Source organism: Morganella sp. Je.2.23 (assembly GCF_051129855.1).
GTDB classification, from domain to species: Bacteria; Pseudomonadota; Gammaproteobacteria; order Enterobacterales; family Enterobacteriaceae; genus Morganella; species Morganella sibonii.
This window is the reverse complement of sequence record NZ_JBCPSQ010000004.1, coordinates 286,288-302,731: the sequence shown is the minus strand read 5'-3', so window position 1 is coordinate 302,731 and position 16,444 is coordinate 286,288. Positions and strand designations below refer to the sequence as shown.

The 16,444-nt window shown below is 47.9% G+C and carries 14 protein-coding genes, 1 rRNA gene and 2 pseudogenes; 11 read left to right on the top strand and 6 right to left on the bottom strand.

Going from position 1 to position 16,444, the window contains the following annotated elements; genetic code table 11:
* Both rrf and yghU read left to right on the top strand, forming a co-directional pair.
* Positions 1–73 (top strand): 5S ribosomal RNA (gene rrf, locus AAZR23_RS15335); the annotation flags it as partial.
* Between the two features lie 207 nt (positions 74–280).
* A complete protein-coding gene (yghU, locus tag AAZR23_RS15330; RefSeq protein ID WP_434693552.1) occupies positions 281–1,123 on the top strand; it encodes a glutathione-dependent disulfide-bond oxidoreductase in 843 nt (280 codons plus the stop codon).
* Between the two features lie 52 nt (positions 1,124–1,175).
* On the opposite strand, the gene AAZR23_RS15325 is transcribed toward yghU, so the two are convergent.
* Entirely contained in the window at positions 1,176–3,110 is a 1,935-nt protein-coding gene (locus tag AAZR23_RS15325; protein ID WP_434693550.1) for a methyl-accepting chemotaxis protein, read from the bottom strand.
* Positions 3,111–3,346: 236 nt separating this feature from the next.
* Between AAZR23_RS15325 and AAZR23_RS15320 the strand changes: the two genes are divergently transcribed.
* Together AAZR23_RS15320 and AAZR23_RS15315 are read left to right on the top strand one after the other, a co-directional pair.
* Positions 3,347–4,000, top strand: a complete 654-nt coding sequence (locus AAZR23_RS15320) for a DUF1007 family protein (protein ID WP_371005310.1) — start codon at positions 3,347–3,349, stop codon at positions 3,998–4,000.
* Positions 4,001–4,008: 8 nt separating this feature from the next.
* Positions 4,009–4,995, top strand: coding sequence for a nickel/cobalt transporter (locus AAZR23_RS15315; RefSeq protein WP_434693548.1), 987 nt, complete (start codon positions 4,009–4,011; stop codon positions 4,993–4,995).
* Positions 4,996–5,037: 42 nt separating this feature from the next.
* On the opposite strand, the gene AAZR23_RS15310 is transcribed toward AAZR23_RS15315, so the two are convergent.
* The 3 genes from AAZR23_RS15310 to AAZR23_RS15300 all read right to left on the bottom strand — a co-directional run bounded on the left by AAZR23_RS15310 (position 5,038) and on the right by AAZR23_RS15300 (position 6,617).
* On the bottom strand, positions 5,038–5,766 hold the full coding sequence (locus AAZR23_RS15310; RefSeq protein WP_434693547.1) for a hypothetical protein: 729 nt from the start codon (positions 5,764–5,766) through the stop codon (positions 5,038–5,040).
* A gap of 64 nt (positions 5,767–5,830) precedes the next feature.
* Complete coding sequence (locus tag AAZR23_RS15305; protein WP_317418944.1) at positions 5,831–6,259, bottom strand: DUF4189 domain-containing protein; 429 nt, start codon at positions 6,257–6,259, stop codon at positions 5,831–5,833.
* A 226-nt stretch (positions 6,260–6,485) separates the two neighbouring features.
* On the bottom strand, positions 6,486–6,617 hold the full coding sequence (locus tag AAZR23_RS15300; RefSeq protein WP_282102747.1) for a hypothetical protein: 132 nt from the start codon (positions 6,615–6,617) through the stop codon (positions 6,486–6,488).
* A gap of 555 nt (positions 6,618–7,172) precedes the next feature.
* Here AAZR23_RS15300 and gadC point away from each other — a divergent pair.
* A complete protein-coding gene (gene gadC / locus AAZR23_RS15295; RefSeq protein WP_166706764.1) occupies positions 7,173–8,711 on the top strand; it encodes a glutamate:gamma-aminobutyrate antiporter in 1,539 nt (512 codons plus the stop codon).
* A 169-nt stretch (positions 8,712–8,880) separates the two neighbouring features.
* A complete protein-coding gene (locus tag AAZR23_RS15290; RefSeq protein ID WP_434693544.1) occupies positions 8,881–9,243 on the top strand; it encodes a YibL family ribosome-associated protein in 363 nt (120 codons plus the stop codon).
* A gap of 58 nt (positions 9,244–9,301) precedes the next feature.
* Here the strand turns inward: AAZR23_RS15290 and AAZR23_RS15285 are convergent.
* Positions 9,302–9,385, bottom strand: a pseudogene (locus tag AAZR23_RS15285) (RhuM family protein); the annotation flags it as partial.
* Between the two features lie 106 nt (positions 9,386–9,491).
* On the opposite strand from AAZR23_RS15285, the gene AAZR23_RS15280 reads away from it, so the two are divergent.
* The 4 genes from AAZR23_RS15280 to fhuB are packed head-to-tail and all read left to right on the top strand — an operon-like array spanning position 9,492 to position 15,227.
* Complete coding sequence (locus AAZR23_RS15280; protein ID WP_434693542.1) at positions 9,492–11,567, top strand: TonB-dependent siderophore receptor; 2,076 nt, start codon at positions 9,492–9,494, stop codon at positions 11,565–11,567.
* Positions 11,568–11,569: 2 nt separating this feature from the next.
* Complete coding sequence (locus tag AAZR23_RS15275; RefSeq protein WP_166706767.1) at positions 11,570–12,343, top strand: ABC transporter ATP-binding protein; 774 nt, start codon at positions 11,570–11,572, stop codon at positions 12,341–12,343.
* A 41-nt stretch (positions 12,344–12,384) separates the two neighbouring features.
* Entirely contained in the window at positions 12,385–13,257 is an 873-nt protein-coding gene (locus AAZR23_RS15270) for an iron-siderophore ABC transporter substrate-binding protein (RefSeq protein ID WP_434693539.1), read from the top strand.
* A complete protein-coding gene (fhuB, locus tag AAZR23_RS15265) occupies positions 13,254–15,227 on the top strand; it encodes a Fe(3+)-hydroxamate ABC transporter permease FhuB (RefSeq protein ID WP_434693537.1) in 1,974 nt (657 codons plus the stop codon). The genes AAZR23_RS15270 and fhuB overlap by 4 nt, the downstream gene beginning before the upstream one ends.
* 47 nt (positions 15,228–15,274) lie before the next feature.
* Here fhuB and AAZR23_RS15260 read toward each other — a convergent pair.
* A pseudogene (locus AAZR23_RS15260) lies at positions 15,275–15,394 on the bottom strand (transposase); the annotation flags it as partial.
* Positions 15,395–15,471: 77 nt separating this feature from the next.
* Between AAZR23_RS15260 and rlmF the strand changes: the two are divergent.
* On the top strand, positions 15,472–16,437 hold the full coding sequence (gene rlmF, locus AAZR23_RS15255; RefSeq protein ID WP_434693535.1) for a 23S rRNA (adenine(1618)-N(6))-methyltransferase RlmF: 966 nt from the start codon (positions 15,472–15,474) through the stop codon (positions 16,435–16,437).
* The last annotated feature ends 7 nt before the right edge of the window (positions 16,438–16,444 follow it).

The following is a 16,444-nucleotide window of genomic DNA, read 5'->3' as shown; positions in this document are numbered from 1 at the left end:
ACTCAGAAGTGAAACGCCGTAGCGCCGATGGTAGTGTGGGGTCTCCCCATGTGAGAGTAGGGAACCGCCAGGTTATTATTAAGTGAAGAAGCCACCCTTTGGGTGGCTTTTTTGCGTTTGGGCGAAAAGAAAAAATACACCTCTCTGAAAGCCACCGAAATTATCCCCCTGAAATCCTGACAACGATCAGCAAAAGAATTCAGTTTGTATTTTATGCACCGGAAGGTAGATTGGATAATTGATCACTTCAATCCGGCAGAAAATACAAAGGAGCATTGTTATGGCTGATCCAACTTATATCCCGCCTCAGGTGTGGGAATGGAAACAGAAAAATGGCGGGAAGTTCGCCAATACCAACCGTCCTGTTGCCGGGGCGACACATGAAAAATCCCTGCCTGTCGGTAAACACCCGCTGCAGCTTTACTCGCTGGGAACACCTAACGGCCAGAAAGTCACCATCATGCTTGAAGAGCTGCTGGCTGCGGGGATACAGGAAGCGGAATACGATGCATGGCTGATTGATATCGGCGAAGGCGACCAGTTTGGTTCCGGATTTGTTGATATTAATCCGAACTCAAAAATTCCCGCATTGGTTGACAGAAGTGGTGCAGTGCCGGTACGGATCTTTGAATCCGGCGCAATTCTGACGTATCTGGCAGAAAAATTCTCTCTGTTCCTGCCGGCAACACAACCTGAGCGGGCTGAAACCCTGTCATGGCTGTTCTGGCAGGTGGGCTCAGCGCCGTTTGTCGGCGGCGGATTTGGTCATTTCTACGCGTATGCACCGGAAAAGTATGAATATCCGATTAACCGTTATGCGATGGAAACTAAACGTCAGCTGGATGTCCTGAACCGTCAGCTCAGTCAGCATGAATTTATTGCCGGTGATAACTACACCATTGCGGATATGGCCGCCTGGCCATGGTACGGCGGGTTAGTATTAGGTACGTTGTATAATGCGGCGATATTCTTGTCTGTCAGCGAATATCCGCATGTGATCCGCTGGGCGGAACAGATTGCGGCACGCCCGGCTGTTCAGCGAGGACGCCGTGTTAACCGCAGCGGCGGGGAGCCTTCAGACCGGTTTATCCGCGAACGTCACGACGCGTCAGATCTGGATTGATATTTCATCCTTTCCCGGCAGATGATTTCTGCCGGGAAATCCGTTCCTGTTATTAATGTGGTTCCGGTAATTTAAAGGCCGACACCATTTGTGCGAGCTGTTCGGCCTCTCTTCTCAGGATTTGTGTCCGTGAAGCGGCATCATCAATTAAAGAGGCATTTTGCTGCACTGTCGTATCCATCTCTGATACTGCGGTTGTCACCTCGGCCAGCCCCTTGCTCTGTTCCTCTCCGGCAACACGGATATCTCCCATCAGCTGCCTTACCTGCAATACATCCATCACCAGATCAGCCAGTGTTTCACCGGCTTCATGTACCTGATTACTGCCTGTTTTTACATTCTGTACGGATTCATCAATCAGCGTCTTAATTTCCTGTGCTGCCTGCGCGCTGCGCTGAGCCAGTGATCTGACTTCCGTTGCCACAACGGCAAAGCCCCGTCCGGAGTCACCGGCGCGGGCGGCTTCTACAGCCGCATTCAGTGCCAGAATATTGGTCTGGAATGCAATGCTGTCAATCACCGACACGATTTCAACCATCCGTCCGGATGATGTGCTGACACTATTCATTGTCGAAATCACATCACGCATCATATCTCCGCAGCGGCTCGCGGTTTGTGCCGTGGTTTCTGCCAGCTCATCAGCCTGATGGGTATTCTCACTGTTCTGACGGACCGTCGCATTCAGTTCTTCCATGGCGGAAGCACTTTGCTCCAGTGCAGCGGCCTGCTGCGTAACCCGTGCGGATAACTCGTTATTATTATCCGCCAGATTAACGGTATTCCCGGCCACAACAGAACTGCTGTTGCGTACAGTAAGCAGCATGGATGAGATTTTATCGGCAAACAGATTAAATGCCTGTGAGATAGCGGATATTTCATCAGCACCGCGGACATCCATGCGCCGTGTCAGATCACCTTCGCCCTGCGCGATATCATCGAGGGCTTTACGGGTTTCATCGAGGCGGGTGATCAGACGGCGTACCACCAGCCAGGAGCCCAGCAGCAGTAATGCCATGATCGGCAGCAGTACTTCCAGCACATCCTGCATCATCACTTTCGCCAGTCCGGTGATCCGCTCTTCCGGTGTGACAAGGCCGATAACCCATCCGGTATCGGCCATCGGGAACAGCATCACTTGTGAGGATTTATTCAGCTGTCCGTCATTATCAAGACGGATACTATTGATAGCGGATTGATCAGAATGCGTTTCCTTCAGTCCGGCAGCAACCGGTGCCAGCCAGGCGGATTGTGCAGCCAGTTCATCGAAGGTTTTGAATTTCTTGCTGTCATCACCCGGGAAATAGATCAGTTGCCCCTGCCGGTCTGTCACAAAGGCATAGCCACCGGTGCTGTCACCGTACTGCTGCATAATGGCGGCGATATTATCCAGACGGATATCTGTTGTCGCGACACCGGCGAATTTTCCGTCTGTTTTATACGGCACACTGCAGGTCACCATATTCACACCGGAAATGGCATCTCTGTAAACATCCGACCATAAACAGCTTTCGGTAGATTGTTCCCGAGCATTCCGGTACCAGCTTTCATTGTGATAATTTTCGGCACCTTCCGCATTGTATTCATCAGAAAAGACCAGTTCCCCGGCGGTATTCCGTGCCCAGAAAAAGCTGCGTTTTTCGACTCCCGGCGTAAATGCACCCGGTTCCGGCCAAATACCGCCGCCGGTGATCAGACTGTTACTTTCAATCAGATTAGGCGGGATATAGCGGTACAGAGCTTCATCATTGGGCAGTACTTCCGCCAGACGTGCAAGGCTGACGGTTTTTCCGTCTGTCTGGGACAAAATGATGCTGACCCGGGATGTCAGGCCGCGTCCGGTTTCTTCTATTAATGCGGTATTAATTTCCACTACACGGGGCTGACCCCGCCACAGCATAACAACAATGATAATCGCAGTGGTTACAGCCAGGAGCAGGATGCCCCCGATAGTCAGGCGGGTTGAAATACGGGACGGATACCAGGACATACAGAACTCCCGAAACGAATAAGGGTATATTTGAGTTATCGGCGGTATGACCTATATCTTTATGGTGTTTTATTGAGCGGATGAATGAATGGCGGATATCTGTGGCAGAGATCGCACTTTCGTCATTTTATGACAGGTTTCCTGGTTCTCAGGTGTTTTTCCGTCCGGAAAAAACGGTATTTTCATTCGTATCGCTATGTTATGTTATAACACTTTGTGGCCGGGTGAGATAAGTTGTGAATTTAATCAAAAGCATGAATACGTTACTGCTCTCTTTCCTGTTTTTGCTGACATTCAGTCCGCAGGCGTTTGCACACCCGCACAGTTTTATTGATATGGAAACGACCCTTGTGACGGAAAACCATACGCTGACAGGGATTGAATATGTCTGGAAAATGGACCCGATGACTTCCGCTGATATTCTGTATGATTTGATGAACAGCAAAGAAGACAGCCCGCAATGGAAGAAGCAGGCCGCCTCCGTCATGGCGAATATCATTGCACAATCTTATTTTTCCGAGCTGAGTTATCAGAATAAAAAACAGCCTTTTAAGCTCTTTCCGGACTCATACCGGATGACCCGGCAGGGATTGCAGATTGTGATGTCATTCCGTGTCTCACTATTACATCCGATACCATTAGCCGGAAGTACGGTTGAACTGAAAACCTATGAGCCGACTTTTTTTGTCAGTATGACTTACAACGGCAAACGCGCGGTTCACCTCTCTCCGCCGGATGAGTCACAGTGCCGTCTGGTTTTCACCGAGGCTGATCCTTCGGATAGCCTGAAAGATTACGCGCTGTCACTGGATACCGGCGATACCCCGGATGATGACCTGACGCTCGGGCGTCAGTTTGCACAGCAGATTGCCTTACATTGCGCGGAGTGAGATAACGGATGACATTATATTCACGGATTATTCTTCAGGTCATCGTGCTGATTATTGTTCTGTGTGCGGGCTGGCTGTTGTACAGCCAGTGGCCGTCACTGCTGCATGCCAGTGCGGGATTACAGAAGGAACTGAATTTTGAAATGGCGGCGCTGATTCAGAAAGTGGTATCTGATCCGCTGAAAGCGGGCGGGCTGCTGACCCTTTTCAGTTTCTTATACGGCTTATTGCATGCACTGGGGCCGGGCCACGGTAAAGTTATTCTTTCTGCCTATATCGCCACACACCCGGCAAAATTACGTCACAGCGCATTATTAAGTATTCTGGCTTCCCTGCTTCAGGGCACCGTTGCTGTTGTTTTGGTGTCTGTTGTGCTGTTTATATTAAACCTGTCAGTACGCCAGCTGAATAATGTCAGCCTGATAACAGAAAAAGCCAGCTATGCATTTATTATTCTTTTCGGTGGTGTCATTGTTATTCGTGCATTACGCCGCTTATTTATCAGGCTACCGGTCAGTAAACCGCAAATAAAAACCATCCGTGTGTCGGATAATAAATCCTCCGCTGTTTTAAAACCGGTTTTTCTGCAAAGCGGACAAATTCAGACATGCAGCTGCGGCCATCAGCATGTTGTGCCCGGAAATAAAGTCACCGGTAACCTGCGGACACAAGCCGGTATGATTCTGGCCATGGGCAGCCGCCCGTGTTCAGGGGCGCTGTTGGTACTGCTGTTCTCATCCGTTATCGGTGTTTTCCATTGGGGGATTATTGCTGTATTTGCAATGGCGCTGGGAACCGGCATCACTCTTTGTATGATAGCCTGGTTCGTGCACAGCATGCGCTTCCTGGCACTGCGCCTGTCCCGTCACCCGGGAAGAAAATCAAACCACGATTACGGTAATATTCTCCGGCTGATCGCCGGGGGGATTTTTATTATTGCCGGGTTGCTGATGTATCAGGGAGCGGGAATGTCTGCGGGCGGGATTTTTATCTGAAATCATAAGACACCGGACTCAGCCGGTGTCTTATATTCTTCGCTATTTAACCAGTTTCAGTACCAGTTCCGGTGCCATTTCTCTTCTGACATTGTCCAGTGATGGCATAATATTACCGGGGTGCCTTGATTCGCCCATATATGCGGGTTTGTAGAGGATTTCAATCATTTGTTCATAGATTAGGTTATTGATCTCATTACTGGTTTCATCCAGTCCGCCCCGGCTTTTATTCCGGACAAATTCATATTCCGTACTATTTTTTGAATTGCCGTAACGGTACATCGGAGCATGAAGTCCGCCGGAAAAACTACTTCTGTAATTTTTTAATTCTTCGTTATAGACAAAGGTATAAATCAGATCAACGCGGGCATATAAGCTTTTGGATGAATCGTCATATAATGACTGATAGGTTTCAAGATTTTTCCGGCAGGCTTCCGTGAATAGTTTATAATTTTCAGCATCAGCAGCCATACCGACATCAATCAGAATAGTGTAAATATCCTGCCGGATATAGGTACTGTCCTCAGGTGTTATTTCCCAGTAAATATCCTCTTTAGTTTTACCTTTCTTTTTAAGCTGATATGCTTTGGATACACCGTCACCAATCTCAGAGCATGTTATTGTTTTACCATACATTCTGTATGCGTCTATATTTAAATCATCACTCTTGGGTTTGCTTTTTCCGCCGATAAGGCCGGATAAATCATAGCCCGTACATCCTGTCAGTATCAGAGGGAGTACGCATAACAGCAATTTCATTTTTGTGATCATATTTATCATCCCGGAAGCTGGTTATCACTATAAAGATAATCATTATCTTTGCTTGTAAAAATATTTAATAGACACGATACGTACAGGCTAAAACCGTAATTTTACAGTCTGTTTCTGCAAGGCTGCGTACTTTGGAGCGGCGTTTATCATTACGGGTTTTATTCAGATTAATATCGTTTATTTTATCTTCACATTGTGTAAGGGCATATGAGCGTAGATCCCGATCACTGCCACCATAATATTTTCCGGTAAAATCATAGCGGCGGGAATACACAATGGTGCCGCAGGCGTTATTGAATGTCATATACCCGCAGGACGGGCAATCTTCTTTAAGTGCCTGTTCAGCCCTGTCTGCTGTCGGATAATCGGTAAACGCGGATGTCTGGCCGGTTTTCGGGTCAAAACCGACAGCTCCGTAACAGTTAGGTGCCCAGCAGGCATAGCCGGATGCGGACATAAAAATAAAGAGAAAACAGCCAAATAACACTTTCATAAGATATCCCTGTCAGTTTTCCGTTAAAATAAGTGTATCCCATCGGTTTAAATAGAATAAAAAATATCTGTTCTGTAAAACTACCTGCTTATTCGTTTTTTTTCTTCCTCAAATTACTATTTGACAGGCTAAAGATGTGAAAATATTAAAAGGTAATCGTTTGATGTTAATTGATGCCGGGAAATTAACCATTCAGATAAGAATCAGGTATTTATTTTTTATAATATTACGTGATCTCTGCAGAATGAAAAAAGTATGCAGTGGTGGTCATCAGCAACCGCCGGACACCAACCGGAATGATTCCGGCGATGGACAGCCATGCGTGTTCAGAGGCCGCTGTCAGTACTGCTGTTCTCATCCGTTACCGGTATATGATGTACCAGACCGTCAGTACACCTGAGGGATACCGGCTGACGGCCATTATTTATGTCAATTACTGTATGTCACCAGCAATTATCTGGCCATATACTCCATTTTTTATGTTCCATAAGTAACTTTTTTATAGTTATGAATGAATTTTTTTCATAAAAACATACACGATGTATTTCCATAATATATAAACCACTATTTGCGTTAATATGGCAAATTCCCGGCTGTTTTGGTGTAGCGTAGTGTTATCTGTCAATAAGCACTCATTAATAAATACTAAAAATAAAGTGATTTATGTGGTTGTGCTTTGGTAATTGGTGGGTTAGTGATTTATTTTGATGAATTCAAAACAATATTATCATTATGAAACTAAAGTCAGATGATTTGACAAATTTGGATTAGGGGATAATAGTTATTAAGTTAATCAATAGTGATTATGCTCACGACTCATTTTTTTATCAGACCAGAGAATATCATGGTCTTTGGTCCGCCGGTGAAACGCAGATAAAAGAATTGATGTTATTAACTATATCAGGTGGATAGTATGACAGCGACAGCGTCTGGTGCCGGGAAACTGACTTTATTGGGTTTTTTTGCGATTACTGCCTCTATGGTCATGGCGGTATATGAATACCCGACATTTGCAACATCCGGTTTTAGTTTGGTTTTTTTCCTTTTATTAGGCGGGTTATTGTGGTTTATTCCTGTTGCTCTTTGTGCGGCGGAAATGGCGACGGTAGAAGGCTGGGAAGAGGGGGGAATATTTGCATGGGTTTCTAACACACTGGGCGAGCGCTGGGGATTTGCCGCTATTTCATTTGGTTATCTGCAAATTGCAATTGGCTTTATACCTATGCTCTATTTTGTATTAGGGGCGTTATCTTATATCCTTAACTGGCCGGAGCTGAATAACGACCCGATAGTAAAAACTATCGGTGCATTAGTTATATTATGGATATTGGCATTTTCTCAGTTTGGCGGTACAAAATATACAGCAACTATCGCTAAAATCGGTTTTTTTGCCGGTATTTTATTACCGGCACTTATTTTGGTATTCCTCGCTATACATTATCTCGTCAGTGGTGCACCTTTAGCGACTGAAATCAGCGCATCGACTTTTTTCCCTGACTTCACAAAAATAGGCACATTGGTCGTTTTTGTTGCTTTTATATTGAGTTATATGGGTGTTGAAGCTTCAGCAACACACGTTAATGAAATGGAAAACCCGGGAAGAGATTACCCGGCTGCGATGTTTTTACTGATGATAGCGGCTATTTGTTTAAGTTCAATTGGTGGATTATCTGTCGCGGTTTCCATTCCGGTCAGTGAAATTAATCTATCCGCAGGGGTGGTACAGACATTCAATGTTCTGGTATCAAGTTTTAGTCCTGCACTTGAGTGGACAGTCCGTATTATTGCGGCGCTCTTATTATTAGGTGTCCTTGCTGAAATAGCATCATGGATTGTGGGGCCATCCCGCGGAATGTATGTTGCTGCCCAAAATGGTATTTTACCGAAAAGCTTTGCTAAGGTGAATAAAAATGGCGTTCCGGTTACATTAGTCATTTCACAATTATTGATCACAACTATTGCCATCATTGTACTTACCAATAGTGGCGGAGGCGGTAATACCTCTTTCCTGATCGCATTAGCGCTGACCGTTGTTATTTACCTGTGCAGTTATTTTATGTTGTTTCTCGGGTATATGTATTTAATCTGCAAACAGCCTGAGAAAAAACGGGTGTTTAATATACCGGGCGGTAAAGGTTTTAAACTTGTTGTGGCATCTGCCGGTTTTATTCTGTCGGTCCTTGCCTTTGTTGTTTCTTTCTTTCCGCCAAGTTCATTACCGGGCGGCGCAAGCAATGAATCTTATGTGATGCTGCTGGGTATCAGCTTTGTAATCATTTTTCTGATACCATTTATAATCTATGCATTTCATAATAAGCAGGGTAAAAAAACCGGAATATCAATGATACACATTAAAACGCATAACGCTCCGGCCGGTCATTTCTTTATTCATCCCCGGGCACGATCTGCATATCATTTGGTTCATGATAATAAAAAAGACCAAAGCGAGTAAAATATAAAACGGATAAGATCATCAATGGTGGTCTTATCCGTTAATAAAACGGATAAATTATAGTCAGGGATAGCCATATTAAAACAACTGACAACCCGCTTCCTTTTTCGTACCCTCACAGAGAATGGTGTATACTTCCCGGCAGGAATTTTATTCACGGTTAATTAAAATGAAAGAAAACGAAAAAGTAAAAATTAAGCTTCTCAGCGACCGTTTAGACCTTATCTGTCACCGGATGGAAAATATGCTGCAGAAGAACGAAACGGAAAAGTACGAAGAACTTGAGAACGAAAAAGCTGAGCTGGAAACTGACATTGCCCGTCTGAAGGTACTGCACAGCACAAAACTCAGCAAAGAAGCGCAGAAGCTGGCGGGTATGCCGTTCAAACGTCTTATCACGAAGAAAGAGCAGGCTGATATCGGCAAGCTGAAGAAAACTGTGCGGGGCCTGATCATTGTCCATCCGATGACGGCATTAGGCCGCGAAATGGAACTGGACGGTATGACCGGTTTTTCTAAGACTGATTTCTAGCCGGAAAATCAATCCGGCTCAAACCTGTCATGATACGCTGATACCGGAAGGTTCTTAATTCCCGGTTCGCAGCCATGGCGAAAATATCTTTCACCCGTAAATACACCCGCCGCTCACCGGCACGGATAGCACGGATGTGTTCGGGTGACCTCTTCCCTTTCTTCAGTATCGGTTAAATTTTAGTTCCATACAGCATAATCATAGTTAATAATACTCATTCTCGTTATTATTCGTCTTTCCGGGGCGCTATGGCTAATTTTCTTTATTTCAAACCTTCAGCTATCACACTTCATGTTTTCGTTGCCCTTTGTGCTGTACCTGCGTACTCACAAACAGCAAACAGTAATACTTCTGACACTGTTGTTGTCAGTGCGGGGGTGCTGAAAGTTGACACCGCATTACAGGAAACACCGCAATCCGTTTCTGTTATTACGCAAAAAGAGCTGGAAACCCGCGCACCGCAAAAACTGGATGAAGCACTGCGCTACACCTCAGGGGTAACAGCTCAGCCTTACGGTGCGGATAATGATACTGACTGGTTTAAAGTCCGTGGTTTTGATGCCGCGACCTATCTGGATAACAGTCGTTTATTCCGCGACGGGTATTATACCTGGCTGCTTGAACCCTATGGTTTCGAACAAATTGAAGTTGTTAAAGGGGCGTCTGCGGTTCTGTTTGGCGAATCTACCCCGGGTGGTGCTGTAAACGTGGTGACTAAAAAACCGCTGTTTACCCCGAAAGGGGAATTTTTCCTTGAAGCAGGAAATAATGATCAGCGCGGGTTTGGTTTTGATGTTGCCGGTCATGCCAGCGATGATGGTGATATCCGTTACCGGGTAGTCGGTTTGATGAAACAGGCGGACGGTGAACTGGATAAAACGGATAATAAACGAATTTATCTGGCGCCTTCGCTTGCGATGGCGCTTTCTGACGATACCATGCTGACACTGATGGCAACGTATCTGCATGATGACGGTACACCAACCAACCCGTTTTTCCCTGCAGCCGGTACACTGATCGATTCACCTTACGGAAAAATTAAACCGTCAGCGAATCTTGGTGAGCCGGATTATGACAAATACAAGCGCTCACAGTTTTCCGCCGGATATCTGCTGGAACACGATATTGACACAACCTGGCGTTTCTCCCAGCGCCTGAATTATGGTTATAACTCACTGACGCTGCGCAGTGTGTATGCATTTCCGAACGCAGATACATCTGCAACCTCTCTCGCCCGCGGTGTTGTATTCCGTGACGGTAACAGCCAGAGTATAACATTCGATAACAACCTGACGGGACAATGGGATTCAGAACGTCTGGAGCACACCCTGCTGGCAGGGGCTGAAATTCAGTATCACCGGACAAAAGGTGATGAACAGGACAGTTATGCATTCAGTCCGATCAATCCGTGGAATCCGGTCTACGGACAATACGTACCACTGGACCCGGCCGATAATATTAACCGGACAATCAATAAAACGCAGGCAAGCCTCTATTCCCGGTACCAAATCAAGCTGGACGGTAAATGGATCGGCGTTGCCGGGGTGCGCTATGATCAGGTAAAAACTGAGAATAAAAATCAGACTGCCCATAATGATAAATCCCGGAATGATGGTGAGGTGAGTGTCAATGCCGGGCTGATGTATCTGGCGGATAACGGGTTATCACCATATACCAGCTATTCACAGTCATTTGAAGTGATGAGCACCATCGATCCTGCGACCGGCGATTTGTATAAACCGCTGAAAGATGAACAAATTGAGGCCGGAGTCAAATATACGCCTTCATTCCTCGATGGTTATCTGAATATTGCCTGGTTCAGTATTGAACAGAAAAATGCACTGGTTACCAATCCGGATACTTCTGTTGCCACACAGACAGGAAAAGTCACATCAACGGGGGCAGAAGCTGAAGGATTTGTGCAGTTGACTGATAATGTCAATGTTCAGGTATCCTATACCTACACAAATGCCAAAACAGATAATACCGGTGGTCAGGGACGTAAACAGACTGCGCTTATCCCTGAGCACATGGCATCCGCCTGGGTCAATTACACACTGCCGGTAACCGGGAGCGGAGAACTGACACTCAGCTCCGGTGTCCGCTATCTCGGTAAATCAAAAGACAATCCGGCGAGCAGTGATCGTACTGTGTCCGCTGCTGCATTATGGGATGCTGCGGTAATTTATAAGCTGAACAAACAGTGGCAGCTTCAGGTCAATGTGAATAATCTGCTGAATAAAGAATATATTTCGGCATGTGATTATTACTGCTATTACGGCCAATCCCGTTCTGTTGTCGTTCAGACCAAATACAGCTGGTAGTTATGTTTGAACTGAATGATATCCGTGTTGTACGTGACGGGAGGGTAATTTTATCCGTCCCGTCCCTGACGATCCCGGCAACGGAACTGACTGTTGTGCTAGGTCATAACGGGTCAGGAAAATCCACCCTGGTTGATCTGCTGGCCGGTCAGACCCGGCCGGATCAGGGGGAAATTTTGCTGAATAATAAAAACCTCACCGGTTACACCAGACGGGAGCTGGCACAACAAGTGGCATTTTTGCCGCAAAAACTGCCGGTTTCTGCCGGGCTGACCGTCCGTGAACTGGTCAGTCTGGGACGTTTTCCCTGGCGCGGCACATTTGGCCGCCGGCGTCCGGAAGATAACATTATTATCTCACAAGCCATGGAGAGTGCCGGTGTCACGGAATTTGCACAAATACCCGCCGATAATTTATCCGGCGGTGAACGCCAGCGCGCATGGGTTGCCATGTTACTGGCACAGCAATCACCGGTACTGATCCTCGATGAGCCGACATCCGCGCTGGATATTCATCATCAGTACCAACTGATGAGGCTGCTGCAGGATTTAAACCGTACACAGCGTACCGGTATCATCGTTATCCTTCATGATCTTAATCTTGCATTGCAGTATGCAACCCATATTATCGCCCTGAAAAAAGGCAAAGTAGCGTTTGAAGGCGGTGCTGCATTGCTGGAGGATGAAACCCGTCTTTCCGGATTATATGAAACGGCTATCAGGTTAATACCGCATCCGGATACGGAACAACGAAAAGTGGCAGTCGTATGCAACTGATGTTATTACGTTTAATTCGGTTATCCGCCATATTTCTTTTGATGTTTGCGGGAGCAGGGCAGGCGGCTGTCACAATAAATGATGACCGTGGCGGGCACACGTTTGAAACCATACCGCAGCGGGTCGTGGTGCTGGACTGGGATCTGCTTGAACAAACGCTGTCATTAGGGATAACCCCTGCCGGGGCAACAGAAACCAGCGGTTACCGGCAGTGGGTCGGACTGCCTGTACTGACAGAAAGCGTGGCTGAAACCGGAACCCGGGCAGAACCGAATCTCGAAAAAATTGCCGGACTGAAGCCGGATGTCATCCTGGCGGGTGCATCACAGGCAGATCTGATTCCGCTGTTAGAGCAGATAGCTCCTGTCGTTTATCTGACCAATTTTTCATCGGCAGATGATGCCGCTCCGGTGGCTATCCGTCACCTTAAAACGCTGGGGATACTGTTTGGCAGAGAACAGCAGGCGGATGAACAACTGGCTGCTTTAACGCAGCGGTTTACGGAGCTGAGCAATAAATTAGCTGCTGTCTATCCGCCGGGTACCCGGGTTACTGTTATTCGTTTTTCCACGCTGACCACCGTCTTTCTGCCGGCTGATAATTCTGCTGTTAACTATGTACTGCGTAACCTTGGCCTGACACCGGCAATCCCACTGGACGCGCAGCCCTGGGGAATCGCCCAGCAGCGGATCAATGTATTACAGGACGCCGGTGATGGCTATGTTCTCTGGTTTCGCCCTTTTCCTGAAGAAAAAAAACTGGCAGACACCCGTTTGTGGCAGGCGATGCCATTTGTGAAGCAGGGCAAAATTAATGGCGTTGCGCCGGTCTGGAATTACGGTGGCGTCAGTTCATTGCAGCGGATGGCGGATGCCATTACGGATAGTTTGCTGGAGATTGCGCCCGCCTCATGAAAATCCGTTACCTTATACTCTTTCCGCTGCTGTTTATTCTGCTGATAGTGATTAACTTACAGCTTGAGCCCGGCTTATCTCCGCAACAGCAACTCAGCCTGATTTTTACGCCGGAAGCGGCACAAACGTTTCCGGCTGTATTTTATCTTTACGGACAATTGCCGAGACTTTGCATGGCATTGCTGGCTGGTGCGACGCTGGGGCTGACCGGCAGCCTGATGCAACAGCTGACACAAAATAACCTCACGTCCCCGATGACACTCGGAACATCATCCGGTGCCTGGCTTGCACTGGTTATTTTATCTGTCAGTTTCAGTGAATTGTCTGCTGATTATGCCGTTCCTGTTGCAACCGCAGGCGCGTTGCTGGCGTTTGCATTTGTTATCCTGATTACAGGAAGCCGTAATATTACAGGATTACCACTGATTGTTTCCGGTATGGTGGTCAATATTCTGCTCGGTGCCATTGCAACCGCAGTGATTACACTGAATTCGCAGTTTGCACAAAATATTTTTATGTGGGGAGCCGGCGATCTGACTCAGGATGGCTGGCAGAATGTCACAGATGTTATGCCGCGCCTGCTGCCTGTTTTGTTTATTCTGCTGTTCGCCCCGCGGATACTGACGGTATTACGGCTGGGACACCAGGGCGCACAAGCACGCGGATTATCTGTTTTGCCGGTATTTTTGCTGTTTATGGTACTTTCAGCATGGCTGGTTTCAGTCGTGATCAGTACTGCCGGTATGATTGGCTTTATCGGATTGCTGGCACCGAATCTTGTCCGGATTGCCGGCGCACGCACTGCGTTACAGGAGCTGATTTTCTCTGTGATTGCCGGGGCGTTTTTACTGTTGTTTGCTGACACCCTGGCTCTGGCTCTCGGGCAACTGATGCAGACGGTGATCCCGACCGGTGTGATGACTGCCGCCATTGGTGCACCTGCACTTATTGTATTCAGCCGCCGCCGTTTCACCGCACAGGATCAGATGACCATTATTCTGAAACCGGTTATTTCTCCCCGTTTTCTGCCGTACGCAATGAGTGTTGTTGTACTTCTGTTGTTTGCCGGGCTGATGACCACGATCTTTTTTCAGCAATCAGAAACCGGCTTCCTGTGGGGGGCTCCGGAGCCTTTCCGCTGGTCTCTGAGATGGCCGCGGTTATTGTCTGCTGCCACGGCAGGTATTGCACTGGCGCTGGCCGGAACCCTGTTACAGCGGTTAATTTATAATCCGCTGGCAAGCCCGGATATTCTTGGTGTGTCATCCGGTGCGACGGTTGCACTTATCCTGATAAGCGTACTAACGGGAAATATGATTCAGACTTCCCTCTGGGGAGCAGCACTGACCGGCAGTGCTCTGGTACTGGGGCTTCTGCTTTTACTCGGACGCCGGCATCAGTTTGCACCGGCAACATTAATCCTTACCGGGATTGCGCTGACGGCGGGACTGGAAGCCTTTGTGCAATTCTTTCTGGCGCAGGGGGCATTGAGTAATTACCGGATACTGCTGTGGCTGTCCGGTTCCACCTATCGTGTCAGCGGAGAGCAAAGTGTACTTTTTGCATCCGTGATTGCCGGACTGACTGTTATCATACTGGCGCTCAGCCGCCGTCTGACGCTGATATCCATCGGCAGAACATTTGCTCAGGCCCGCGGATTGCATACCGGGCGTACCGCTCTGCTGATGCTGACACTTGTCGCCCTGTTGTGCGCTCTGGTGACAGCAACGGTCGGACCACTGGCCTTTACCGGTCTGATTGCGCCACATATGGCGGCGTTGTGCGGTGCTCAGAAAGTGAAATCACAGCTGATTTTTGCCGGTCTGGCAGGCGCGGTGCTGATGATATGGGCGGACTGGCTGGGACAAACGCTTATCTGGCCGTCACAGATAGCAGCCGGAACATTGGTGTCTGTCCTTGGCGGCAGCTATTTCCTGGGGTTAATGCTGGTCAGCCGCTTTCGGAAATAATCATAAAATATAATGGGATACAGCCGAAAAGGGAAACCGGCTTCCCGGTTGTAGTAGCTGGCTTCGGATATACCGGTCTCACGGCAGACATCTTTGACTGTCCGTCCGGCTTCGGCGGACTTCAGAATGGCGATAATCGGATGTTCAGTCAATCGGGCTTTGTGCATAGTGATCTCTTCCCTTTCTTCAGTACCGGTATATGGTATCGTACGCGCCAGAAATACCTTTAAGAGAGCCCTTCACGGTGGAAAAAAAGAAAACCTTCCTGCAGCAGAAAAGCGGCTTGCACCCGCGTAACCGTCATCGCTCACGCTATGATTTCCCGGCGCTGATCGCCAGTTGCTCTGCACTGGAGCCGTTCGTCAAGCCGAACGCCTGGGGCGACATTTCGGTAGATTTTGCCGATCCTGCGGCGGTTAAAATGCTCAACCGTGCGTTGCTGCAACATTTTTATGGCATCGAATACTGGGACATTCCCGCCGATTATCTGTGCCCGCCGATCCCGGGGCGTGCCGACTATTTACACCATCTGGCCGACCTGCTGGCGACCAGCAACGGCGGTGAGTTCCCTCGCGGTAAAGGCGTGGCGATCCTTGATGTGGGTGTTGGCGCCAACTGTATTTATCCGATTATTGGCCTGCGCGAATACGGCTGGCGTTTTACCGGTTCGGAGATTGATCCGGTATCGCTCAATACGGCCAAAATGATCGTGGAGATGAATCCGGCACTGAGAAACGGTGTGCGCCTGCGTTTACAAAAACAACCCGAATTTATTTTGAACGGCATCATCGGCGTGGCGGAGAAATTTGATGCCACACTGTGTAATCCACCGTTCCACAGCTCTGAACAGGAAGCGCAAGCCAGCACCCGCCGCAAACTGCACAAACTGGGTAAAGGCGAGGTAGCCGACACGCCGGTACATAACTTTGGCGGCAAAAATAAAGAGCTATGGTGTGAAGGCGGTGAAGAAGCCTTTGTGCGTAAAATGGTAGAGGAGAGCGTTAGCCTGGCGCAAAACTGCCTGTGGTTCACCTCGTTGATTTCTAAAAACACTACCTTGCCTTCGATTTATCACGCGTTGAAGCTGGTGGGTGCGGCCGAAGTCCGTACCATTGAAATGGCTCAGGGGCAAAAAATCAGTCGCTTCGTGGCCTGGACTTTCCACGACGCACAACAGCAGGCCGCCTGGGCGACAGAACGCTGGCGTTAATTTCCCC